This is a genomic window from Pseudomonas sp. P4_D7, from assembly GCF_056401755.1.
In genome coordinates, this window is the sequence record NZ_JBFUIR010000043.1 from 18,747 (window position 1) to 40,816 (window position 22,070).

The window sequence follows — 22,070 nt, forward strand, 5'->3', positions numbered from 1 at the left end:
TGCTCACACCGATGAGCGGCACCCGTGATGGAAACAGTATGAACTGGACCTGGTTTCACAAGCTCGGCTCGCCCAAGTGGTTCTACGGCATCAGCAGCAAGTTCTTGCCATGGCTGAGCATTGCAGCGTTGCTGTTGATTGGCGTCGGCGTCGTTTGGGGCCTGGCTTTCGCGCCGCCGGATTATCAGCAAGGCAACAGCTTTCGCATCATCTATATCCACGTACCTGCGGCGATGCTCGCTCAGTCGATCTACGTGATGCTGGCGGTGTGCGGCGTGGTCGGGCTGGTGTGGAAGATGAAACTGGCCGACGTCGCCCTGCAATGCGCCGCACCGATCGGCGCGTGGATGACCGCCGTGGCGCTGGTCACCGGGGCGATCTGGGGCAAACCGACCTGGGGTTCGTGGTGGGTCTGGGACGCGCGCCTGACCTCGATGCTGATTCTGCTGTTCCTGTATTTCGGTGTGATCGCGCTGGGCAATGCCATCAGCAACCGCGACAGCGCCGCCAAGGCCTGCGCGGTGCTGGCCATCGTCGGCGTGATCAACATCCCGATCATCAAATACTCGGTGGAGTGGTGGAACACCCTGCACCAGGGCGCAACCTTCACCCTCACCGAAAAACCGGCGATGCCCGCGGAAATGTGGCTGCCACTGCTGCTGACGGTGCTGGGTTTCTACTGCTTCTTCGGCGCCGTGCTGTTGCTGCGCATGCGTCTTGAAGTGCTCAAGCGTGAGGCCCGTGCCAGTTGGGTGAAAGAAGAAGTGCAGCACAGTCTGGAGGCCGCTCGATGAGTTTTGCTTCATTCGGCGACTTCCTCGCCATGGGCCATCATGGCCTGTATGTCTGGTCGGCCTACGGCATCTGTCTGGCGGTGCTGATCCTCAACGTGGTGGCGCCGATCGCGGCCCGCAAGCGTTATCTGCAACAAGAGGCGCGTCGTCTGCGCCGGGAGAACGGCAAGTGAATCCGCTGCGCAAGAAACGTCTGATCATCATTCTGGCCATTCTGGTCGGGGTCGGCGCTGCCGTCGGCCTGGCGCTCAGCGCCCTGCAGCAGAACATCAATCTGTTCTACACGCCGACCCAGATTGCCAACGGCGAAGCACCGCAAGACACGCGCATCCGCGCTGGCGGCATGGTCGAGAAGGGTTCGCTGCAACGCTCGCCGGATTCGCTCGACGTCAAATTCGTTGTCACCGACTTCAACAAATCCGTGACCATCACCTATCGCGGCATCCTCCCGGATCTGTTCCGCGAAGGGCAGGGCATCGTCGCCCTCGGCAAGATCAACGCCGACGGCGTGGTGGTGGCCGATGAAGTGCTGGCCAAGCACGACGAGAAGTACATGCCGCCGGAAGTGACCAAAGCCTTGAAAGACAGTGGTCAATCGGCACCAACGCCTGCGAAGGAGGGTTGATCGATGACCTCGGCAATTTTTATTCCTGAGCTCGGCCATCTGGCGATGATTCTGGCGCTGTGTTTTGCGCTGGTGCAGGCCGTGGTGCCATTGGTCGGTGCCTGGCGCGGCGACCGTTTCTGGATGAGCCTGGCCCAGCCAGCCGCGTGGGGGCAGTTTGCCTTTCTGCTGTTCGCGTTCGGCATTCTGACCTACGCGTTCATGACCGATGACTTCTCCGTCGCCTACGTGGCAAACAACTCCAATACCGCGTTGCCGTGGTATTACAAATTCAGCGCCGTGTGGGGCGCCCACGAAGGTTCGTTGCTGTTGTGGGCGTTGATCCTCGGCGGCTGGACCTTCGCGGTGTCGGTGTTCTCGCGGCAGTTGCCGCAAGTCATGCTCGCTCGTGTACTGGCGGTGATGGGCATGATCAGCACCGGTTTCCTGCTGTTTCTGATCCTCACGTCCAACCCGTTCAAACGCATCCTGCCGCAAATGCCCAGCAATGGCGCCGACTTGAATCCGTTGTTGCAAGACATCGGCCTGATCGTTCACCCGCCAATGTTGTACATGGGCTACGTCGGCTTTTCGGTGGCGTTCGCCTTCGCCATCGCAGCGTTGATGGGCGGTCGCCTTGATGCCGCGTGGGCGCGTTGGTCGCGTCCGTGGACCATCGTCGCCTGGGCCTTCCTCGGCATCGGCATCACCCTCGGTTCGTGGTGGGCGTATTACGAACTCGGCTGGGGCGGCTGGTGGTTCTGGGACCCGGTGGAAAACGCATCCTTCATGCCTTGGCTGGTTGGCACCGCGCTGATTCACTCGCTGGCGGTCACGGAAAAACGTGGCGTGTTCAAGAGCTGGACGGTGTTGCTGGCGATTGCCGCGTTCTCGCTGAGCCTGCTTGGCACCTTCCTCGTGCGTTCCGGCGTGCTGACCTCGGTGCATGCGTTTGCCTCTGACCCGGAGCGCGGCGTGTTCATCCTGATCTTCCTGCTGTTTGTGGTCGGCGGCTCGCTGACGCTGTTCGCCCTGCGCGCACCAGTGGTGAAGAGTCAGGTCGGGTTCAACCTGTGGTCGCGGGAAACCCTGCTGCTGGGCAACAACCTGGTGCTGGTCGTCGCCGCGTCGATGATCCTGCTCGGCACGCTGTACCCGCTGATTCTCGATGCCTTGAGCGGCGCCAAGATGTCGGTTGGCCCGCCGTACTTCAACGCGCTGTTCATCCCGTTGATGGGATTGCTGATGGTGGTGATGGCGATCGGCGTGATCGTGCGCTGGAAAGACACGCCGGTGAAATGGCTGGCCGGCATGCTGACCCCGGTATTGCTCGGCAGCGTCGCGCTGGCCGTGGTGGCTGGTGTCGCTTACGGCGATTTCAACTGGGCAGTGATCGCGACCTTCCTGCTCGCTGCGTGGGTGTTGCTCGCCGGTGCGCGTGACATCGTCGACAAGACTCGCCACAAAGGTTTGATCAAAGGTCTGCCGACGCTGACTCGCAGCTATTGGGGCATGCAGATCGCGCACCTGGGCATCGCCGTGTGCGCGCTGGGCGTGGTGTTGTCGAGCCAGAACAGTGCCGAGCGCGATCTGCGTCTGGCGCCGGGCGAGTCGATGGACTTGGCCGGTTATCACTTCATCTTTGAAGGCGCCAAGCACTTCGAAGGGCCGAACTTCACCTCTGACAAAGGCACCATTCGGGTGATCCGCGACGGCAAGGAAGTCAGCGTGCTGCACCCGGAAAAACGCCTGTATACCGTGCAGAGTTCGATGATGACCGAAGCCGGGATCGACGCTGGTTTCACTCGCGACCTCTACGTTGCCCTCGGCGAGCCGCTGGACAATGGCGCATGGGCGGTGCGCGTGCACGTCAAACCGTTTGTGCGCTGGATCTGGTTCGGCGGTTTGCTCACAGGTTTGGGTGGTTTGCTGGCGGCGCTGGATCGACGTTATCGGGTCAAGGTGAAAGCCAAGGTGCGTGAAGCATTGGGCATGACGGGAGCGGCTGCATGAGACGTTGGTTGATGCTGGTGCCACTGGCGATTTTCCTGCTGGTGGCGGTATTTCTTTATCGCGGTCTGTACCTTGATCCGGCGGAGCTGCCGTCGGCGATGATCAACAAGCCGTTCCCGGAGTTTTCGTTGCCGGCGGTGCAGGGCGACAAGACCCTGACCAAGGCTGACATTCTCGGCAAACCGGCGCTGGTCAATGTCTGGGGCACCTGGTGCATTTCCTGCCGGGTCGAACATCCGGTGCTGAACAAACTCGCCGAGCGCGGTGTGGTGATCTACGGCATCAACTACAAGGACACCAACGCTGATGCCTTGAAGTGGCTGGCCGAATTCCACAATCCGTACGTGCTGGATATCCGTGACGACGAAGGCTCGCTAGGCCTCAATCTGGGTGTCTACGGTGCACCGGAAACCTTCTTCATCGACGCCAAGGGCATCATCCGCGACAAATATGTCGGCGTGATCGACGAGCAGGTCTGGCGCGAAAAACTCGCCGCCAAGTATCAGGCGCTGGTCGATGAGGCCAAGCCATGAAGCGCTTTCTGGCTGCCGTGGTTTTGGGCTTGAGTCTGGCCGGCGTCGCCCATGCTGCGATCGATACGTACGAGTTCGCCAAAGAAGCTGATCGTGAGCGTTTCCGTGAACTGACCAAGGAACTGCGCTGCCCCAAGTGCCAGAACCAGGACATCGCCGACTCCAACGCGCCGATTGCCGCGGACTTGCGCAAAGAGATTTTCCGCATGCTCGGCGAGGGCAAGGACAACCAGCAGATCATCGACTTCATGGTCGATCGCTACGGTGATTTCGTCCGCTACAAACCGGCATTGAATGCCAAGACCGCACTGCTGTGGTTCGGCCCGGCCGGTCTGCTGCTCGGTGGTTTCGTGGTGATCGCGGTCATCGTCCGCCGTCGTCGCGGACAACGCGCCGACACCCCGCAATCGCTGTCCTCCGAAGAGCGTCAGCGCCTCGATCAACTGTTGGATAAAAACCAAGAATGATTGATTTCTGGCTTGCCGCAGGGCTGTTGCTTCTGGTCGCCCTGAGTTTTCTGCTGATCCCGGTGCTGCGTGAGCGTCGCGCCCAGCGTGAAGAGGATCGTACTGCCCTGAACGTCGCGCTGTATCAGGAGCGCGTCGCCGAATTGCAGTCGCAACAGGCTGAAGGTGTACTCGACGCGGCACAAATGGACAGCGGCCGTGCCGAGGCGGCGCGTGAGTTGCTGGCGGATACCGAAGGCGTTGCCGCACCGCGTGTGTCGAAGCTGGGTAAACCGTTGCCGTTGTTGGCGGCTGTATTGGTGCCGGTGTTGGGCCTGGGTCTGTATCTGCATTTCGGCGCTGCCGACAAAGTCGAACTGACCCGCGAATTCGCCCAGGCGCCGCAGTCGATGGAAGAGATGACCCAGCGTCTGGAACGTGCCGTCGCGGCGCAGCCGGACTCCGCTGAAGGCCTGTATTTCCTCGGTCGTACCTACATGGCGCAAGAGCGTCCGGCGGACGCGGCAAAGATGTTTGAACGTGCCGCCAACCTTGCCGGTCGTCAGCCGGAACTGCTCGGCCAGTGGGCGCAGGCGCAGTATTTTGCGGATGGCAAGAAATGGTCGGCGAAGATTCAGGCGCTGACCGACGAAGCGCTGAAGGCTGATCCGAAAGAAGTCACCAGCCTTGGTCTGCTCGGTATCGCCGCTTTCGAAGGCGAGCGTTATCAGGAAGCCATCGACTACTGGACCCGCTTGCTGGCGCAATTGCCGCCGGAAGACAATTCCCGCGCGGCGCTGCAAGGCGGGATCAAACGTGCCGCCGAACGTCTGGAAGCCAGCGGTGGCAAGGTTGCTCAGGCACCGCAAGCCGCGAAAGCTGCGCTGTTGAAAGTCAGCGTCGATCTTTCCAGCGAACTCCGAAGCAAAGTGCAACCGGGCGACAGTGTGTTCATCTTTGCCCGCGCGACTTCCGGCCCGCCGGCACCACTGGCCGCCAAGCGTCTAACCGTGGCCGATCTACCGGTGACCGTCGAACTGGGCGATGCCGACGCAATGATGCCGCAGTTGAAACTGTCGAACTTCCCTGAAGTCCAACTGGTTGCGCGCATCTCCCGCGCCGGCCAACCGACTGCCGGCGAGTGGGTCGGTCGCAGCGGCCCTCTGGCCAGCAGCACCACTGCGCTACAAAAACTGACCATCGACAGCCCGGACCAATAGCCGGACACAACAGGAAAGCACCGCCATGCACACCATCGCCCGAATCACAGTCCTCACACTGGCCCTGGGCTTGAGTGCATGTGCGGTGCAACGACCGGAACCGACCACCAACCTGCCGCCGATCCCGCCTTCGCAACCGAGCCCGACCCCGTCGACCTCGCCGGCCCCAGGCAAAAGCATCCCGGCAAAACCGGCCAAACCCGTCCCGCGCACCTCGGCCAGCTTCGCACCGCCACCGGGCGGCAACAGCCACTGGGACCAGAAACTCGGCGTCTACGTGCTCGACGACCAGACCAACACCTTCTACCGCCAGCGCACCTACTACCGCTGGAACAACGGCTGGAGCCGCTCCGTCAGCCCCAATGGCCCGTGGGAAGACACCAACATCCACGGCGTGCCCCCGGGGTTGGGCAAGCAGTTTGGGCAGTAAATGAAAACGGCGATCTTTGGATCGCCGTTTTGCTGTGTGCCTGTTGGGTTCGCACAGAAATTGCTCAAGGAAGTGCTGCGTAAAGCTCAGGATCTAGCGTTTCAATCACACTCTGTAAAACAACCGGACGTCTCTCTGTGGATTTTCGTGCTTGAGTAAAGATAACTCTAGGGTTATTTTTAATGGGCCGGGGCAAGGAGGCGATTGGTGCAAAGCAGGTTATTGATCAAGGAGCTGGAGGAGGCGGGTTGGACGCTGGACCGGATTACCGGCAGTCATCACATTTTCAGGCACCGTTACAACCCTTACACGATTCCCGTTCCTCATCCGAAAAAGGATTTGCCGTTGGGGACAGTCAAAAGCATCAGGAGACGTGCCGGGTTGTACAACCCGCCAGCCAGTTTCGAAGGAGATCCATAATGCAATATCCAATCTGTATCGAGTGGGGAGACGAGAACACTGCCATCGGTATTCAGATCCCCGATATTCCCGGCGCCGTTACAGCAGGGGATAGCTTTGAAGATGCCTACAACGCGGCGGTTGAAGTCGCCCACATCCTGCTGCAGGAGATTGCGGCGGACGGGGAGTCGATTCCTATGCCGACTTCGGCATCCGCTCATCGCAGTAATCCGGACTTTGCCGACATGGGTTGGGGCATGCTCGAGCTGGACATTTCGCCCTATCTCGGCAAGACCGAAAAGGTCAACGTGACGTTGCCTGGCTATGTAATTCAGCGCATCGATCGTTATGTGCGCGAACACAACGTCAAAAGCCGTTCCTCCTTTCTGGCGGATGCGGCGATGGAGAAACTGGTTCGTTACTAAGCTTCATCGCTCCCTCAGGCTAAATGAATAACCCGTGGGAGCGAGCCTGCTCGCGAAGCTTTTGCGACCTTACGCCGTTGCCAATGAACTGCGCTGCGAAGCACTCAAAAACCGCAACAACGCCAACAGCGGGAACGCACTTCCCACAATCACGATCCACAACCAGCCGCCATGCTCATACACCGCACTGGCCACCGACGAGCCGAAGGCGCCGCCGATGAAGATGCTGGTCATGTACAGCGCGTTCAGACGACCACGGCTTTTGGCGTCCAGCGAGTAGACCGCGCGCTGGCCGAGGACCATGTTCATCTGCACGCAAAAGTCGAGCACCACGCCGGTCACGGCCAGGCCGATGACGCTGTAGGCCGGATGGATGAAGGCGGGCAGGAAGCTCAGGCTGGCGAATATCATCGCCAGCAGCGAAGCGATGCGGGTGTGTCCGGCGTCGGCCAGGCGTCCGCTGATCGGCGCGGCGATGGCACCGATGGCGCCGACCAGGGCGAAGATCGCGATTTCGCTTTGCGACAAACCATGGTTGCGCGCCAGTTCCAGCGGCACGGAGGTCCAGAACAGGCTGAAGGTGGCGAACATGCAGCCCTGATAAAACGCCCGCTGACGCAATACCGGTTGTTGGCGCAGGAGTGTCCACAGCGAACCGATCAACTGGCCATACGTGGCGCTATGATCGGGCTGGCGCTTGGGCACGGTCAACGCCAGTACCACGCTGATCGCCGCCATCAGCGCGGCAGCAATCATGAACATCGCCCGCCAGCCGAGATGGTCAGCGACCACGCTCGACACCGGTCGCGCCAGCAGGATACCCAGCAACAAGCCGCCCATGATCCCGCCGACCACCCGGCCACGGGATTCTTCCGGTGCCAGATGCGCAGCCAATGGAATCAGGATCTGCACCGACACCGAACTGAAGCCCACCAGCAACGAGATCAGCAGGAACACGTTCGGCTGATCGGTAAACGCCGCCGCCAACAGGCTGGCAATCGCCACCACGGTGGTGGTGATCATCAAACGGCGGTTTTCCAGCAGATCGCCCAGCGGCACCAGAAAGAACAGGCCCAGCGCATAGCCAATCTGCGTCAGCGAGACGATGAAACTGGCCATGGTGTCGGAGAGGCCGATGTCCGGCGCGATCAGGCCGATGATCGGCTGCGCGTAGTAAATGTTGGCAACGATGGCGCCGCAGCAGAAGGCGAACAGCAGCACCATGCCTCGGGTCATTGCGTGAGTGGTGGTGGTCATAAGGTTTCTCGATCCAGCGAAAGAATGCGCTAAGGCTATGGGGCAAACCGGATGGGCAGAAGACGCCTTCGGTTGATATCAGTTATTCCGTTGCGCAATGACGGGGTGCTAGCAGCGTGTCATCCATCGGCGGACCTTGCGTCCGACCGTTGCGGGTCGATGATACATTCACTTACATCCTGTTCGATAGCGTGCTTATGTTTGTATTGGCTTGTTCAACATTCATGACCGGAGGATTGCAATGAAGCTTCGTCTTATCGCAACGATTGTCCTGACTAGCCTGCTCGGCGCGATGAGCGCACAGGCCGCCGACGCACCGGGGATGCGCATCGGTGTACGCGGCGAGATCACCGGGGTCAGCGCCGACAGCCTCAAAGTCCACGTCAACAGCGGCGAGAACGTGGTGATCCAGTTGACTGGTGACACCAAAGTTCGCGCGGTCACCCTGGCCAATATCGAGGACATCAAACCCGGCAGTTACATTGGTTCGGCGGCGATGCCTCAAGAGGATGGCACGCTCAAGGCACTGGAGGTGCATGTGTTTCCGCCGGAACTGGCGGGCAGCGGCGACGGCCATCGGCCGTTTGATCTGGCCAAGGGCAGCAGCATGACCAATGGCAGCGTCGGCGACCTGGTGGTGAGCAACGGGCGGGTGCTGACGGTTAACTACAAGGGCGGGCAGCAGAAGATTCTGGTGCCGGAGGATGTGCCGATCGTCAATCTGGTGCCCGGGGATCGGACTTTGCTGAAGGTGGGGGTGAAGATTGTTACGTTCGTCACGCAGGGTGCGGATGGCACGCTGACGGCGCAATCTATTTCTGCGGGGAAGGATGGGGTGACGCCGCCGATGTAGAAGCCCCTCACCCTAGCCCTCTCCCGGAGGGAGAGGGGACCGATTGGGGGATGTTGAAGGAATACGCCGACCTGAAACTGCGATGCCGAATCCATAATCGATAAGGTTTCTCAGGTCGATGTAACTCGCCAGACACCTCGGTCGGCCCCCTCTCCCACCGGGAGAGGGCTGGGGTGAGGGTAAAGCGTCCACAAAAAAGGCGACCTCTGAGAGTCGCCTTTTTCATCACGGCTTAAACCTTACTGCCCACTATAAATCTGATCGAAAACCCCACCATCATTGAAGTGAGTCTTCTGCACCGTACGCCAGTCACCAAAGGTCTTCTCCACCGAAAGGAAATCAACTTTCGGGAAGCGATCGGTGTACTTCGCCAGCACCGCCGGGTCACGTGGACGCAGGTAGTTTGCCGCCGCGATCTCCTGACCTTCTGGCGACCACAGGTACTTCAAGTACTCATCCGCCGCCGCACGCGAGCCTTTCTTGTCGACTACTTTATCGACCACAGAAACCGGCGGCTCAGCCTCTGCCGAAACACTCGGATAGATCACTTCAAACTGATCACGACCAAACTCGCGGGCAATCATCTCCGCTTCGTTTTCGAAGGTCACCAGCACGTCGCCGATCTGGTTGGTCATGAACGTGGTGGTCGCCGCACGGCCACCGGTATCGAGTACCGGCGCTTGCTTGAACAGTTTGCCGACGAAGTCTTTGGCCTTGTTCTCGTCGCCACCGTTCTTCAGCACATAACCCCAGGCCGACAGGTAGGTGTAGCGGCCGTTACCCGAGGTTTTCGGGTTTGGCACGATCACTTGCACGCCGTCCTTGAGCAGATCCGGCCAGTCTTTCAGGGCTTTCGGGTTGCCTTTGCGGACGATGAACACCGTGGCCGAGGTGAACGGTGCGCTGTTGTTCGGCAGACGCGTGACCCAGTTTTCCGGGACCAGTTTGCCGTTGTCGGCGAGGGCGTTGATGTCGGTGGCCATGTTCATGGTGATGACGTCAGCCGGCAGGCCGTCGATGACCGAACGCGCTTGCTTGCTCGAGCCGCCGAAGGACATCTGCACGGTGATGTTTTCGTTGTGCTCGGCTTGCCAGTGTTTCTGGAACGCAGTGTTGTAGTCCTTGTAGAAATCGCGCATCACGTCGTAGGAAACGTTGAGCAGTGTCGGGGCTGCCTGAGCGATGTTGGCCAAGGCCAGGCCGGCGGCGAGAAGTGAGGCGCCAAAGAGTTTTTTCACTGCGCATTCCTTGTTTTATCGGTGTAGAAGCAGGGGGTGATGTTCAATTGCCACTGACTATAACGGCGCGCGCATAGTCGTTTAAAGATTAAAAAGCTCTTTGCTTATTCCAGTTTCTTGAACAAGGCATTGCCACATCGCGAGCAGAACGCCGCTTCGTGTTCATGGCTGTTTTTCGAACACACCGGGCAGTCGTGCTGCTGTTGTCCGCCACGCATGGCCGTGGCCAGTTCAGCGGTGAAAATTCCGGTCGGCACGGCGATGATCGAGTAACCGGTGATCATCACCAGCGACGAAATGATCTGGCCGATGATGGTCTTGGGCACGATGTCGCCATAACCCACTGTAGTCAGGGTCACGATAGCCCAATAGATGCCTTTGGGAATGCTGGTGAAGCCGTGTTCAGGGCCTTCAACCACGTACATCAAGGTGCCGAATACCGTGACCAGCGTGCAGACGCTGAGCAGGAATACGAGGATTTTCTGCTTGCTGCCGCGCAGCGCGTCGAGCAGGTAATGCGCCTGTTTGAGATAGGGCCCGAGCTTGAGCACACGAAATATCCGCAGCATCCGGATGATGCGGATGATCAGCAGGTATTGGGCGTCGCTGTAATACAGCGCAAGGATGCCCGGGACGATGGCCAGCAGATCCACCAGGCCATAAAAACTGAAGGCGTAGCGCAACGGCTTGGGCGAGCAGTACAGACGCAAGATGTACTCGCCGAGAAAGATGATCGTGAAGCCCCATTCGATATACGCCAGCACGTTGGCGTAGTTCTGATGGACTTCATCGATGCTGTCGAGGATCACGATCACAAGGCTTGCGAGGATGATCAGCAACAGGGTGCTGTCGAAACGGCGGCCGGCCACCGTATCGGTCTGGAAAATGATCACGTACAGGCGATTACGCCACGTGTCGTTGTTATTCATTCGAATCGCCCTGGCCCCAAATCAGCGCAGCCTAGGTTGATTCTCCCCGTGAGCGCAAGGCGCACGCTCGACGGTGGCTTTGCCGAGCATCTGAATCCCGGCGCGGATCAGCCAGCCGGCGAGGATAAACGGCGCGGTCAACGTGGCGAGGCCGACGGCGGCAAACAGCGGTGTAACCAGCAGCGCTAACACGATGCCGACTAGCGGCAGCCACGGTTGTTGGCGTTGCGCGGAAAAGGCGAGGGCGGCGAGTACGGCGTTGTAGCTGCCGAGGCCTAACAGTGCAGCACTGGTTTCGTGGTGCAGCAGACTGGAGCCGAGGCCGATCGCCGACGCCAGCAGCGCCCAGCAGAATGCACGGCGATCAGCGATCAGCAAGCCGATGGCGATCAACGCGCCGGCCAGTGGATGACCAAGGAACATCACCTGGCCCAAACCACGCAGTTCAGCGGCGAGCAGGTTCAGCGTGTTCATCTCGATGTGCGCCATGGGCGCCGACGGTTCGGCGAACAACAGCAGGATCCAGCTCAGCGCCACGAACGGCGAGGTGTAGGCCGGAATCGAGCGGCTGCGGTACACATGTTTGAGCCATTGCTGCGTGGCCATCGCGCTCAGTCCGCCGGCTGCGAGAATCAGCGGCGGCAGCAGCGGCGACCATGGGAAATACAGGCTCAGCAGCAGGCCAAGCAAGATGCCGTTGTAGCTGAACAACCCGGCTTGGCGATCAGCTTTGGCGTAGTTGCGCCGTTGTGCGGTGAGCAATCCGGCGACGGCACCGAGCAGCGCACCGGCGAACAGCACCGGTGCTGTCAGCAGGATCGCCAACAGGCACAGCAGACCACACAGCGGATGGCGCTGAAGGAATATCTGACTGAAACCGTTGAGCAAAGCCTCGGCCCAGTCGGGGCAGTGGGTGTTGAAGTGATTGGCAGGCATGGCAGGTCATTCGATACTGATCGTTCCCACGCTCTGCGTGGGAATGCCTCAAAGGACGCTCTGCGTCTGCTCTTGGGACGCAGAGCGTCCCGGGCCGCATTCCCACGCAGAGCGTGGGAACGATCATGGTGGGGGGCTTAAATCAACGTTTCGATCCGCAGCGAGTTAGTCGACCCAGGCTGCCCGAACGGCACCCCCGCAGTGATCAGCAGCGTGTCGCCGCGCTCGGCCATACCCTGCGCCTGGGCGATTTCCAGCGCGGTCGAGCAAACCTCATCGACCTGACGCAGGCGATCGTTGACCACCGAATGAATGCCCCACGCCACGCTCAAACGCCGTGCGGTCTGCAGGTTCGGCGTCAGGTTGAGGATCGGCGCTTTCGGCCGTTCCCGCGCTGCACGCAAACTCGACGCACCGGACTCGCTGTAGTTGACCAGCACCGCCACCGGCAGCACGTTGCTGATACGACGAATCGCGCAGCTGATCGCATCGGAAACGGTCGCTTCAGCTTTCGGCCGGCTGACGTCGAGCTGGGTCTGATAGTCCGGACCGTTTTCCACCTGGCGAATGATCTTGCTCATCATCTGCACCGCTTCGAGCGGGTATTCACCGGAGGCAGTTTCCGCCGACAGCATCACCGCATCGGCGCCTTCGGCCACGGCGTTGGCAACGTCAGTCACTTCGGCGCGGGTCGGGGCAGGGGAGAAGCGCATCGACTCAAGCATCTGCGTCGCCACCACCACCGGTTTGCCGAGTTCGCGGCAGGTGGTGATGATGTTCTTCTGAATCTGCGGCACGCTTTCGGCCGGTACTTCAACGCCGAGATCGCCACGGGCAACCATGATCGCGTCGCTCAGTTCAGCGATTTCGCGCAGTTGCTCAACGGCCGAAGGCTTCTCGATTTTCGCCATCAAAAAGGCTTTGTCGCCGATCAGTGCGCGGGCTTCGATGATGTCTTGCGGGCGTTGCACAAACGACAGCGCGACCCAGTCCACACCCAGTTCCAGACCGAAGCTCAAGTCACGACGATCCTTGGCAGTCAGTGGGCTGAGGTCGAGCACTGCTTGCGGCACGTTGACGCCTTTGCGATCCGACAACTCGCCGCCGTTGAGCACGGTGGTGTCGATCGCGTCAGCGTATTTGGTGACCACACGCAGACGCAGTTTGCCGTCGTCGAGCAGTAGATCCATGCCGGCTTCCAGCGCGGCAATGATCTCCGGATGCGGCAGATTCACCCGGCGCTCATCGCCCGGTGTCGCGTCCAGATCCAGACGGAACGCCTGACCACGATGCAACTGCACCTTGCCGTCGGCGAACTTGCCGACGCGCAGTTTCGGTCCCTGCAAGTCCATCAGAATGCCCAGTGGGTAGTTGAGCTGGCGCTCGACTTCGCGGATCCACTGATAGCGCTTGGCGTGGTCGGCGTGATCACCGTGGCTGAAGTTCAGGCGGAAGATGTTGACCCCGGCTTCGACCAGTTCACGGATGTCTTCGATGCCATCGACAGCAGGCCCGAGGGTGGCGAGGATTTTGACCTTTTTATCAGGCGTCATGATTTGCAGCTCTCAAGGATCAGAATGGCGCGGAAGTCGTTGACGTTGGTGCGGGTCGGCTCGGTGACGATCAGCGCATCGAGCGCCGCGAAATAGCCGTAGCCGTTGTTGTTATCCAGCTCGTCGCTGGCGCTCAGGCCAAGAGCGGCGGCGCGGGCGTAGCTGTCCGGGGTCATGATTGCGCCGGCGTTGTCTTCCGAGCCGTCGATGCCGTCGGTGTCACCGGCCAAGGCGTAAACCCCGGGCTGGCCTTTGAGGCTGTCGGTGAGGCTAAGGAGGAACTCGGCGTTGCGCCCGCCACGGCCATTGCCGCGCACGGTCACGGTGGTTTCGCCGCCGGAGAGAATCACGCACGGTGCCGCCAATGGCTGCCCGTGATGGATGATCTGGCGGGCGATACCGGCGTGGACCTTTGCCACTTCGCGCGATTCGCCTTCGAGGTCGCCGAGGATCAGCGTGCTGAAACCGGCCTGACGGCATTTCACCGCCGCAGCGTCCAGCGATTGCTGAGGGCGAGCGATCAACTGGAAGTGGCTGCGCGCGAGGCTTGGATCACCGGGTTTCACGGTTTCCGACTCAGGGCTTTGCAGCCAGGTGCGTACCGAAACCGGAATCTCGATGCCGTAGCGTTTGATGATCGCCAGCGCTTCGGCGGAGGTGCTTGGATCGGCCACGGTCGGGCCGGAAGCGATGACCGTGGCGAGGTCGCCCGGTACATCGGAAATCGCGTAGGTATAAACAGTGGCAGGCCAGCAGGCCTTGCCCAGACGCCCGCCCTTGATCGCCGAGAGGTGCTTGCGCACGCAGTTCATCTCGCCGATGGTTGCGCCGGATTTGAGCAGGGCTTTGTTGATCGACTGCTTGTCAGCGAGGGTGATGCCTGCGGCCGGCAGCGCCAGCAGGGCAGAGCCGCCACCAGAGAGCAGGAAGATCACGCGGTCGTCTTCGCTCAGGTTGCTGACCAGTTCGAGCACGCGTTTGGCCACGGCCAGACCGGCAGCGTCCGGCACCGGATGCGCGGCTTCGACCACTTCGATTTTTTCGCACGGGGCGCCGTGACCGTAACGGGTCACCACCAGGCCTGTGACTTCACCTTCCCAGCAGCGCTCGACTACTTGCGCCATGGCAGCAGCGGCTTTGCCGGCGCCGATGACGATCACCCGACCGCTGCGATCAGCAGGCAGATGGGCTTCGAGGACCTGGTTCGGATGGGCCGCGTCGATGGCTGTGGCAAACAGCTCGCGCAGCAGTTGTTGCGGATCGACCGACATGGCGGGCTCCCGGAATTCTTGTTATTCGAAAGGGCGGTAGAGATCCCTGTGGGAGCGAGCTTGCTCGCGAAAGCGGTGGATCAGTCAATATCCATGTCGACTGACACGCCCTCTTCGCGAGCAAGCTCGCTCCCACAGGTTTAAGCGGTGGGGCAGTGGCTTATTTGTTGTCGCGAATCGAGAAGTTGGCCATGTGCTCCAGACCCTTGATCAGCGCCGAGTGGTCCCAGTTGCTGCCACCGATGGCCGCGCAGGTGCTGAACACTTGCTGGGCGTTGGCGGTGTTCGGCAGGTTGATGTTCAGCTCCTTGGCGCCTTGCAGGGCCAGGTTCAGGTCCTTCTGGTGCAGGCTGATGCGGAAGCCTGGATCGAAAGTGCCTTTGATCATGCGCTCGCCGTGCACTTCAAGAATCTTCGAGGAGGCGAAACCGCCCATCAGTGCTTCACGCACCTTGGCTGGATCGGCACCGTTTTTCGAAGCGAACAGCAGGGCTTCAGCGACGGCCTGAATGTTCAGGGCGACGATGATCTGGTTGGCGACTTTGGCGGTCTGACCGTCGCCATTGCCACCGACCAGAGTGATGTTCTTGCCCATGGCCTGGAACAGCGGCAGAGCGCGTTCGAAGGCATCGGCGTCGCCACCGATCATGATGCTCAGAGTCGCGGCTTTGGCGCCGACTTCACCACCGGACACCGGTGCGTCGAGGTACTGCGCGCCTTTCTCGTTGATCTTGGCGGCGAACGCCTTGGTCGCGGTCGGCGAAATCGAGCTCATGTCGATGACGATTTTGCCTTTGCTCAGGCCGGCGGCAACGCCGTCGGCGCGGAACAGTACGTCGTCGACCTGCGGGGTATCCGGGACCATGACGATGATGAATTCTGCTTCCTGCGCGACTTCGCGCGGGTTGGCCAGGGCGACGGCGCCAGCGGCGACCAGATCGGCCGGGGCGGCGTCGTGGTGCGCCGACAGGAACAGGCTGTGACCGGCTTTCTGCAGGTTCGAAGCCATTGGGTGGCCCATGATGCCGGTGCCGATAAATCCGATTTTAGCCATGAGAAAATCCTCTTGTTTTTGTCTTGCTCAAGCAAATAGGGGAGCTGCTCTGTGTGGGAGTGAGCTTGCTCACGAATGCGGTGGAACATTCAATATCCGTGTTGACTGAACCACCGCATTCGCGAGCAAGCTCGCTCCCACAGGGTTTTTGCAGTGTTCTTAAATTGCGTTATGGGTTTTCAGCCAGCCGAGGCCTGCTTCGGTGGTGGTCAGCGGCTTGTATTCACAGCCCACCCACCCCTGATAACCGATGCGATCGAGGTGTTCGAACAGGAAGCGGTAGTTGATTTCACCGGTGCCTGGTTCGTTGCGCCCCGGGTTGTCCGCGAGCTGCACATGGTTGATCTCGCCCAGGTGCGATTGCAGGGTGCGGGCCAGATCGCCTTCCATGATTTGCATGTGATAGATGTCGTATTGCAGGAACAGATTGGCGCTGCCGACCTGCTCGCGAATCGACAGGGCTTGCGCTGTGTTGTTCAGGTAGAAACCCGGAATGTCGCGGGTGTTGATCGCTTCCATCACCAGTTTGATGCCCGCTGCCTGCAGCTTGTCGGCGGCGTATTTCAGGTTGGCGACGAAGGTCTTTTCCACGGTGGCATCGTCAACGCCTTGCGGACGAATACCGGCCAGGCAGTTGACCTGGGTGTTGCCCAGCACTTGCGCGTAGGCAATCGCCAGATCGACCCCGGCGCGGAACTCTTCAACCCGATCCGGCAGGCACGCGATACCGCGCTCGCCCTTGGCCCAGTCACCGGCCGGCAGGTTGAACAGCACTTGGGTCAGACCGTTGGCGTCGAGCCTGGCTTTGATTTCAGCGGAGCTGAAGTCGTACGGGAACAGGTACTCGACACCGCTGAAACCAGCCTTGGCGGCGGCGTCGAAACGGGCAAGGAAATCCTGTTCGGTGAACAGCATGGACAGGTTGGCTGCGAAACGCGGCATGGTGGTCTCCCGTTCTAGATTCTCGTTCCCACGCTCTGCGTGGGAATGCCTCAATGGACGCTCTGCGTCCGCTTTGGGACGCAGAGCGTCCCGGGCTGCGTTCCCACGCAGAGCGTGGGAACGATCAGCGGTCAGCAGTTAATCAAGCAGCGAAATCGCCGTTGGCGCATCGTTGCCGACCAGCGCCAGGTCTTCGAATTCGTTGACGGCGTTGATCTCGGTGCCCATGGAGATGTTGGTCACACGCTCCAGAATGATCTCGACGATCACCGGCACCTTGAACTCTTCGATCATCTGTTCGGCCTTGCGCAGGGCAGGGGCGATTTCCGACGGTTCGAATACACGCAGCGCTTTACAGCCGAGGCCTTCAGCCACTGCGACGTGGTCAACACCGTAACCGTTGAGTTCCGGCGCGTTCAGGTTATCGAAGGACAGCTGCACGCAGTAGTCCATTTCGAACCCGCGCTGGGCCTGACGGATCAGACCCAGGTACGAGTTGTTCACCACGACGTGGATGTACGGCAGTTTGAACTGAGCGCCGACCGCCAGTTCTTCGATCATGAACTGGAAGTCATAGTCCCCCGACAGGGCCACGACTTTCCGGCTCGGATCGGCTTTTACCACGCCCAGCGCTGCCGGAATGGTCCAGCCCAACGGACCGGCCTGGCCACAGTTGATCCAGTGACGCGGCTTGTAGACGTGCAGGAACTGCGCGCCGGCAATCTGCGACAGACCAATGGTGCTGACGTAGCAGGTGTCCTTGCCGAACACCTGGTTCATTTCTTCGTAAACGCGCTGTGGTTTGACCGGCACGTTGTCGAAGTGGGTCTTGCGATGCAGGCTGGCTTTACGCTGCTGGCAGTCTTGCAGCCAGGCACTGCGGTTTTTCAACTTGCCGGCGGCTTGCCACTCACGCGCCACTTCGATGAACACGGTCAGTGCTGCAGCGGCGTCGGAAACGATGCCCAGATCCGGCGTGAACACACGACCGATCTGCGTGCCTTCGATGTCGACGTGAATGAACTTGCGACCTTCGGTGTAAACGTCAACCGAACCGGTGTGACGGTTGGCCCAACGGTTACCGATACCCAACACCACGTCGGATTTCAGCATGGTCGCGTTGCCGTAACGGTGCGAAGTCTGCAGGCCAACCATGCCCACCATCAGCGGGTGATCGTCCGGGATAGTGCCCCAGCCCATCAGGGTCGGGATCACCGGGATGCCGGTCAGCTCAGCGAATTCAACCAGCAGATCGCTGGCGTCGGCGTTGATGATGCCGCCGCCGGCCACCAGCAATGGACGCTCAGCCTGATCCAGCAAAGCCAAAGCCTTCTCGACCTGAACGCGGGTCGCAGTCGGTTTGGCCAGCGGTAGCGGCTGGTAGGCGTCGATGTCGAATTCGATCTCGGCCATCTGCACGTCGAACGGCAGGTCGATCAGCACGGGGCCAGGACGGCCGGAGCGCATTTCAAAGAACGCTTTCTGGAACGCGTAAGGCACCTGGCCCGGTTCCAGAACAGTGGTCGCCCACTTGGTGACTGGCTTGACGATGCTGGTGATGTCGACAGCCTGGAAGTCTTCCTTGTGCATACGGGCGCGGGGTGCCTGGCCGGTAATGCAGAGGATTGGAATCGAGTCGGCCGAGGCGCTGTAGAGCCCGGTGACCATGTCGGTACCGGCAGGGCCGGAAGTACCGATGCACACGCCGATGTTGCCGGCCTTGGTGCGGGTGTAGCCCTCGGCCATGTGCGAGGCGCCTTCAACGTGGCGAGCAAGGACGTGATCGATGCCACCGACCTTCTGCAAGGCGGAGTACAGCGGGTTGATGGCAGCGCCCGGGATGCCAAAAGCGGTATCAACCCCTTCACGGCGCATCACCAGAACGGCGGCTTCGATTGCTCTCATTTTGCTCATGGTTTTGTGCCTCTTTACGTTTTGTAATTGTATACAAGTGGCTTTGCGCAGAGTGTATTCACGGCGGACGGCGCAGGTCAATCCATTTTCTCAAGCGCCTGTTTCATTCGTCGGAAGCCTGTCGGACTGTGGCTTTTCGTCGCATGTGGCGCTTTTCGAGAATTATTGTATACAAAAAAATAACTCATTGTGTTCTATTTGTTGCATCGGCCTGCGGCAGAAAACCGCAGGCCCACGACTTTCCCTATAACAAAATGAGGACGGCACCATGAGCGCTTTAACCTTGAAAGTCGCAGTCAACCTGGTCAACGAAGCCATCAACGCAGGGCGCGGCATCAATGCCGCGCCGCTGACCATCGCGGTACTCGATACCGGCGGCCACCTGATCACCCTGCAACGCGAAGACGGCGCCAGCCTGCTACGCCCGAACATCGCCATCGGCAAAGCCTGGGGCGCCATCGCGCTGGGCAAAGGCTCACGCCTGCTGGCACTCGACGCGCAACAACGCCCAGCCTTTATTGCCGCGCTGAACAGCATGGGCCAGGGCAGCGTCGTGCCGGCACCGGGTGGTGTGTTGATTCGGGATCAGGCAGGGAACGTGCTGGGCGCGATCGGGATTAGCGGGGATTTGTCGGATATTGATGAGCAGGTGGCGATCAGGGCAGTGGAGGCGTTGGAGTTGAGGGCGGATGCGGGGGTGGCTGCTTGATCTTTAGCGTCTGAACTGAAGTCTTCGCGAGCAAGCTCGCTCCCACAGGTTTGTGTTCTGTCACATAAAGTGTGAACACCTCAAATCCCCTGTGGGAGCGAGCTTGCTCGCGAAGGCGATTCAACGGACACATCTGGCTAACAGTCTTGACGCTTCCTCCCCGTGTACAGATCTAACCTTTCAGGTCATCTCTTGAAAGGGGCAAAGGAATGCCGAAACTGTCCGCTTCACATCGCTTGCGCTTTGGTCGTTACGACGAGCCCAACCGAATTTATCTGCTGACTGCCAATACCCTATATCGCGAACCTGTTTTCCACGATTTTGCGTTGGGCAGGTTGGTCGTTGACCAATTTCGACGCGCCCAAGAGCAGGGCTTTGCCGACTCTTTGGCGTGGGTGGTTATGCCTGACCACTTTCATTGGTTGATCGATTTGAAGCGAGGTTCCTTGAGTGACCTGATGCAACGGACCAAATCCTTGAGCGCGCGGGCTGTGAATATGGCTGCGGATAGAAAAGGCAGTTTGTGGCAGCAGGGATTTCATGACCGTGCGCTGAGGCGGGAAGACGATTTGGTGAAAATGGCGCGTTATGTCGTGGCCAACCCATTGCGGGCAGGTTTAGTGCAGAAGTTTGGCGACTATCCCCTGTGGGATGCGATGTGGGTCTGACAGGCTAACCGAGTCGCTCCATTCGCGAGCAAGCTCGCTCCCACATTGGATCTGTGGCGTTCACGAATCCCTGTGGGAGCGAGCTTGCTCGCGAAGCAGTCGCCGCGGTCTATCAGTCCGGCTCACACCCCTTCAACACCAGCCGGATAATCGTCTGCGCCGCCGCTTCATAATCTGCCTCGTCCAGCTTGTCCTTGCCGGTCACCGCAGAAATCTGCCAGTCGAAGTCGGCGTAGGTCTGGGTCGCGGCCCAGATGCTGAACATCAGGTGATTAGGGTCGATCGGGGCAATTTGCCCGCGGTCGATCCAGCTCTGGATGCAATCGATGTTGTGCTTGGCCTGGCCGTTGAGTTGCTCGACCAGGTCGGCGCTCAGGTGTGGGGCGCCGTGCATGATTTCGCTGGCGAATACTTTCGAGGCGAAGGGCAGGTCGCGGGAGATGCGGATTTTCGAGCGGATGTAGCCGCTCAGCACTTCGCTCGGTACGCCGTCCGGATTGAACGGGGTCGAGGCCTGCAAAATCGGCACGATGATGCTTTCCAGAACCTCGCGGTAGAGGTTCTCCTTGGACTTGAAGTAGTAGTAGACATTGGGCTTGGGCAATCCCGCCTTGGCGGCGATGTCGCTGGTTTTGGTCGCAGCGAAGCCCTTGTCGGCAAACTCCTCACTGGCGGCACGCAGGATCAGTTCTTTGTTGCGCTCGCGGATTGTGCTCATAAACCCGGTGGTTCCTTGCCTGTTCTGGCGGTTGCGCATGGTAGCACCGGCCTCGCGCGGCGCTCAAGAATGCCCCGTGTGGTCTGTGGTCGCGTTATGCTTCGCACCATTCATACATAAAAGGAAACAGGATTCATGGCAGGAAGCAGTTTGCTGGTGCTGGTCGACGATATTGCCACTGTGCTGGATGACGTGGCGTTGATGAGCAAAATGGCCGCCAAGAAGACCGCCGGCGTACTCGGCGATGATCTGGCGCTCAACGCCCAGCAGGTCTCCGGCGTGCGTGCCGAACGGGAAATCCCCGTGGTCTGGGCCGTGGCCAAGGGTTCGTTCGTCAACAAACTGATTCTGGTGCCGTCGGCGCTGGCGATCAGTGCGTTCGTGCCGTGGTTGGTGACACCATTGTTGATGGTCGGCGGTGCGTATCTGTGCTTTGAGGGTTTTGAGAAGCTTGCGCACAAGTTTCTGCACAGCAAGGCTGAAGACGAGGTCGAACATGCGCAACTGACTGAGGCGGTAGCCGATCCGGCGACCGATCTGGTGGTCTACGAGAAAGACAAGATCAAAGGCGCGATCCGCACTGACTTTATCCTCTCCGCAGAAATCATCGCGATCACCCTGGGCACCGTGGCTACTGCTTCGCTGACTCAGCAAGTGATCGTCATGTCCGGTATCGCGATTGTGATGACGGTGGGCGTGTATGGACTGGTGGCGGGCATCGTCAAACTCGACGACCTCGGCTTGTGGCTGACGCAAAAGCCTGGGCAGTTGGCGAAGAAAATCGGCAGCGCCATTCTCAGTGCCGCGCCGTACATGATGAAAACCCTGTCGGTGGTCGGCACGGCGGCGATGTTCCTGGTCGGTGGCGGCATCCTCACCCATGGCGTGCCGGTCGTGCATGACTGGATTGAAGGCGTTGGCGCCGCGGCGGGGAGTGCCGGGTTTGCGGTGCCGATGTTGCTCAATGGTGTGGCGGGGATCATCGCTGGTGCTGTGGTGTTGGCGGTGGTTTCCGTTGTCGGCAAAATCTGGAAAGCCGTGAAGGGCTAACCAGCGACACAAAACAAATGTGGGAGCGAGCTTGCTCGCGAAAGCGGAGTATCAGTCGACTTAAATGTTGACTGGACTACCGCATTCGCGAGCAAGCTCGCTCCCACATTGGAT

General features: G+C 60.0%; 24 protein-coding genes. 14 read left to right on the plus strand and 10 right to left on the minus strand.

Annotated features, from left to right (window positions below; translation table 11 throughout):
• Positions 1–38: 38 nt before the first annotated feature.
• From AC1DVF_RS22775 to AC1DVF_RS22820, 10 genes are all read left to right on the plus strand, one after another.
• Entirely contained in the window at positions 39–794 is a 756-nt protein-coding gene (locus tag AC1DVF_RS22775; protein ID WP_016987487.1) for a heme ABC transporter permease, read from the plus strand.
• Positions 791–967, plus strand: a complete 177-nt coding sequence (gene ccmD / locus AC1DVF_RS22780) for a heme exporter protein CcmD (RefSeq protein WP_003222944.1) — start codon at positions 791–793, stop codon at positions 965–967. Before AC1DVF_RS22775 ends, ccmD begins: the two co-directional genes overlap by 4 nt.
• On the plus strand, positions 964–1,419 hold the full coding sequence (ccmE, locus tag AC1DVF_RS22785; RefSeq protein WP_053118425.1) for a cytochrome c maturation protein CcmE: 456 nt from the start codon (positions 964–966) through the stop codon (positions 1,417–1,419). The genes ccmD and ccmE overlap by 4 nt, the downstream gene beginning before the upstream one ends.
• A 3-nt stretch (positions 1,420–1,422) precedes the next feature.
• Positions 1,423–3,411 carry a heme lyase CcmF/NrfE family subunit gene (locus tag AC1DVF_RS22790; protein WP_093439827.1) on the plus strand — a complete coding sequence of 663 codons (1,989 nt, stop codon included), beginning with the start codon at positions 1,423–1,425 and terminating at the stop codon, positions 3,409–3,411.
• Positions 3,408–3,944, plus strand: a complete 537-nt coding sequence (locus tag AC1DVF_RS22795) for a DsbE family thiol:disulfide interchange protein (protein ID WP_166222385.1) — start codon at positions 3,408–3,410, stop codon at positions 3,942–3,944. Before AC1DVF_RS22790 ends, AC1DVF_RS22795 begins: the two co-directional genes overlap by 4 nt.
• The gene (locus AC1DVF_RS22800) at positions 3,941–4,411 is read left to right on the plus strand and encodes a cytochrome c-type biogenesis protein (protein WP_093439835.1); all 471 of its coding nucleotides are present in this window, start codon (positions 3,941–3,943) and stop codon (positions 4,409–4,411) included. Before AC1DVF_RS22795 ends, AC1DVF_RS22800 begins: the two co-directional genes overlap by 4 nt.
• Positions 4,408–5,610, plus strand: a complete 1,203-nt coding sequence (gene ccmI / locus AC1DVF_RS22805) for a c-type cytochrome biogenesis protein CcmI (protein WP_186625197.1) — start codon at positions 4,408–4,410, stop codon at positions 5,608–5,610. Before AC1DVF_RS22800 ends, ccmI begins: the two co-directional genes overlap by 4 nt.
• A gap of 25 nt (positions 5,611–5,635) precedes the next feature.
• Positions 5,636–6,040 (plus strand): hypothetical protein, encoded by a 405-nt coding sequence (locus AC1DVF_RS22810; RefSeq protein WP_320414051.1) that lies wholly within the window; start codon positions 5,636–5,638, stop codon positions 6,038–6,040.
• A 207-nt stretch (positions 6,041–6,247) separates the two neighbouring features.
• Positions 6,248–6,460, plus strand: coding sequence for a type II toxin-antitoxin system HicA family toxin (locus AC1DVF_RS22815; protein ID WP_095050205.1), 213 nt, complete (start codon positions 6,248–6,250; stop codon positions 6,458–6,460).
• A complete protein-coding gene (locus tag AC1DVF_RS22820) occupies positions 6,460–6,864 on the plus strand; it encodes a type II toxin-antitoxin system HicB family antitoxin (protein ID WP_186625199.1) in 405 nt (134 codons plus the stop codon). The genes AC1DVF_RS22815 and AC1DVF_RS22820 overlap by 1 nt, the downstream gene beginning before the upstream one ends.
• 69 nt (positions 6,865–6,933) lie before the next feature.
• Here the strand turns inward: AC1DVF_RS22820 and AC1DVF_RS22825 are convergent, their stop codons facing one another.
• A complete protein-coding gene (locus tag AC1DVF_RS22825; RefSeq protein WP_460098113.1) occupies positions 6,934–8,121 on the minus strand; it encodes an MFS transporter in 1,188 nt (395 codons plus the stop codon).
• 241 nt (positions 8,122–8,362) lie between these two features.
• Between AC1DVF_RS22825 and AC1DVF_RS22830 the strand changes: the two genes are divergently transcribed.
• Entirely contained in the window at positions 8,363–8,974 is a 612-nt protein-coding gene (locus AC1DVF_RS22830) for a hypothetical protein (RefSeq protein WP_460090200.1), read from the plus strand.
• 239 nt (positions 8,975–9,213) lie between these two features.
• Here AC1DVF_RS22830 and AC1DVF_RS22835 read toward each other — a convergent pair whose 3' ends face one another.
• The 8 genes from AC1DVF_RS22835 to gcl form a co-directional block, all read right to left on the minus strand.
• Complete coding sequence (locus tag AC1DVF_RS22835; RefSeq protein ID WP_034151535.1) at positions 9,214–10,212, minus strand: sulfate ABC transporter substrate-binding protein; 999 nt, start codon at positions 10,210–10,212, stop codon at positions 9,214–9,216.
• A gap of 104 nt (positions 10,213–10,316) precedes the next feature.
• Positions 10,317–11,141 (minus strand): ion transporter, encoded by an 825-nt coding sequence (locus AC1DVF_RS22840; protein ID WP_257357708.1) that lies wholly within the window; start codon positions 11,139–11,141, stop codon positions 10,317–10,319.
• Between the two features lie 21 nt (positions 11,142–11,162).
• The gene (locus tag AC1DVF_RS22845) at positions 11,163–12,077 is read right to left on the minus strand and encodes an urea transporter (protein ID WP_477783172.1); all 915 of its coding nucleotides are present in this window, start codon (positions 12,075–12,077) and stop codon (positions 11,163–11,165) included.
• Between the two features lie 137 nt (positions 12,078–12,214).
• A complete protein-coding gene (gene pyk, locus AC1DVF_RS22850) occupies positions 12,215–13,630 on the minus strand; it encodes a pyruvate kinase (protein ID WP_095050209.1) in 1,416 nt (471 codons plus the stop codon).
• On the minus strand, positions 13,627–14,901 hold the full coding sequence (locus tag AC1DVF_RS22855; protein WP_477783173.1) for a glycerate kinase type-2 family protein: 1,275 nt from the start codon (positions 14,899–14,901) through the stop codon (positions 13,627–13,629). Before AC1DVF_RS22855 ends, pyk begins: the two co-directional genes overlap by 4 nt.
• Positions 14,902–15,061: 160 nt before the next feature.
• Entirely contained in the window at positions 15,062–15,955 is an 894-nt protein-coding gene (locus AC1DVF_RS22860; RefSeq protein ID WP_007919937.1) for a 2-hydroxy-3-oxopropionate reductase, read from the minus strand.
• Between the two features lie 159 nt (positions 15,956–16,114).
• Positions 16,115–16,897, minus strand: a complete 783-nt coding sequence (gene hyi / locus AC1DVF_RS22865) for a hydroxypyruvate isomerase (RefSeq protein ID WP_095050211.1) — start codon at positions 16,895–16,897, stop codon at positions 16,115–16,117.
• Positions 16,898–17,035: 138 nt separating this feature from the next.
• Positions 17,036–18,811: a glyoxylate carboligase gene (gene gcl, locus AC1DVF_RS22870; protein WP_007919935.1), complete on the minus strand. Its 1,776-nt coding sequence runs from the start codon at positions 18,809–18,811 to the stop codon at positions 17,036–17,038.
• A 268-nt stretch (positions 18,812–19,079) separates the two neighbouring features.
• Here gcl and AC1DVF_RS22875 point away from each other — a divergent pair, with 268 nt between their 5' ends.
• Positions 19,080–19,520: a GlcG/HbpS family heme-binding protein gene (locus AC1DVF_RS22875; protein WP_016987506.1), complete on the plus strand. Its 441-nt coding sequence runs from the start codon at positions 19,080–19,082 to the stop codon at positions 19,518–19,520.
• Between the two features lie 209 nt (positions 19,521–19,729).
• The gene (locus AC1DVF_RS22880; RefSeq protein ID WP_093439884.1) at positions 19,730–20,188 is read left to right on the plus strand and encodes an REP-associated tyrosine transposase; all 459 of its coding nucleotides are present in this window, start codon (positions 19,730–19,732) and stop codon (positions 20,186–20,188) included.
• Between the two features lie 112 nt (positions 20,189–20,300).
• Here AC1DVF_RS22880 and AC1DVF_RS22885 read toward each other — a convergent pair whose 3' ends face one another.
• Positions 20,301–20,906: a TetR/AcrR family transcriptional regulator gene (locus AC1DVF_RS22885; RefSeq protein ID WP_007919931.1), complete on the minus strand. Its 606-nt coding sequence runs from the start codon at positions 20,904–20,906 to the stop codon at positions 20,301–20,303.
• A 135-nt stretch (positions 20,907–21,041) separates the two neighbouring features.
• Between AC1DVF_RS22885 and AC1DVF_RS22890 the strand changes: the two genes are divergently transcribed.
• Entirely contained in the window at positions 21,042–21,956 is a 915-nt protein-coding gene (locus tag AC1DVF_RS22890) for a DUF808 domain-containing protein (RefSeq protein ID WP_477783174.1), read from the plus strand.
• The last annotated feature ends 114 nt before the right edge of the window (positions 21,957–22,070 follow it).

Excerpts from the sequence above, each read along its gene's own strand:
- AC1DVF_RS22775 (WP_016987487.1), top strand. The coding sequence starts at position 39 with ATGAACTGGACCTGGTTTCACAAGCTCGGCTCGCCCAAGTGGTTCTAC.
- ccmD (WP_003222944.1), top strand. The coding sequence starts at position 791 with ATGAGTTTTGCTTCATTCGGCGACTTCCTCGCCATGGGCCATCATGGC.
- AC1DVF_RS22790 (WP_093439827.1), top strand. The coding sequence starts at position 1,423 with ATGACCTCGGCAATTTTTATTCCTGAGCTCGGCCATCTGGCGATGATT.
- AC1DVF_RS22795 (WP_166222385.1), top strand. The coding sequence starts at position 3,408 with ATGAGACGTTGGTTGATGCTGGTGCCACTGGCGATTTTCCTGCTGGTG.
- AC1DVF_RS22800 (WP_093439835.1), top strand. The coding sequence starts at position 3,941 with ATGAAGCGCTTTCTGGCTGCCGTGGTTTTGGGCTTGAGTCTGGCCGGC.
- ccmI (WP_186625197.1), top strand. The coding sequence starts at position 4,408 with ATGATTGATTTCTGGCTTGCCGCAGGGCTGTTGCTTCTGGTCGCCCTG.
- AC1DVF_RS22810 (WP_320414051.1), top strand. The coding sequence starts at position 5,636 with ATGCACACCATCGCCCGAATCACAGTCCTCACACTGGCCCTGGGCTTG.
- AC1DVF_RS22820 (WP_186625199.1), top strand. The coding sequence starts at position 6,460 with ATGCAATATCCAATCTGTATCGAGTGGGGAGACGAGAACACTGCCATC.
- AC1DVF_RS22825 (WP_460098113.1), bottom strand. The coding sequence starts at position 8,121 with ATGACCACCACCACTCACGCAATGACCCGAGGCATGGTGCTGCTGTTC.
- AC1DVF_RS22830 (WP_460090200.1), top strand. The coding sequence starts at position 8,363 with ATGAAGCTTCGTCTTATCGCAACGATTGTCCTGACTAGCCTGCTCGGC.
- AC1DVF_RS22840 (WP_257357708.1), bottom strand. The coding sequence starts at position 11,141 with ATGAATAACAACGACACGTGGCGTAATCGCCTGTACGTGATCATTTTC.
- AC1DVF_RS22845 (WP_477783172.1), bottom strand. The coding sequence starts at position 12,077 with ATGCCTGCCAATCACTTCAACACCCACTGCCCCGACTGGGCCGAGGCT.
- pyk (WP_095050209.1), bottom strand. The coding sequence starts at position 13,630 with ATGACGCCTGATAAAAAGGTCAAAATCCTCGCCACCCTCGGGCCTGCT.
- AC1DVF_RS22855 (WP_477783173.1), bottom strand. The coding sequence starts at position 14,901 with ATGTCGGTCGATCCGCAACAACTGCTGCGCGAGCTGTTTGCCACAGCC.
- AC1DVF_RS22860 (WP_007919937.1), bottom strand. The coding sequence starts at position 15,955 with ATGGCTAAAATCGGATTTATCGGCACCGGCATCATGGGCCACCCAATG.
- hyi (WP_095050211.1), bottom strand. The coding sequence starts at position 16,897 with ATGCCGCGTTTCGCAGCCAACCTGTCCATGCTGTTCACCGAACAGGAT.
- gcl (WP_007919935.1), bottom strand. The coding sequence starts at position 18,811 with ATGAGCAAAATGAGAGCAATCGAAGCCGCCGTTCTGGTGATGCGCCGT.
- AC1DVF_RS22875 (WP_016987506.1), top strand. The coding sequence starts at position 19,080 with ATGAGCGCTTTAACCTTGAAAGTCGCAGTCAACCTGGTCAACGAAGCC.
- AC1DVF_RS22880 (WP_093439884.1), top strand. The coding sequence starts at position 19,730 with ATGCCGAAACTGTCCGCTTCACATCGCTTGCGCTTTGGTCGTTACGAC.
- AC1DVF_RS22885 (WP_007919931.1), bottom strand. The coding sequence starts at position 20,906 with ATGAGCACAATCCGCGAGCGCAACAAAGAACTGATCCTGCGTGCCGCC.
- AC1DVF_RS22890 (WP_477783174.1), top strand. The coding sequence starts at position 21,042 with ATGGCAGGAAGCAGTTTGCTGGTGCTGGTCGACGATATTGCCACTGTG.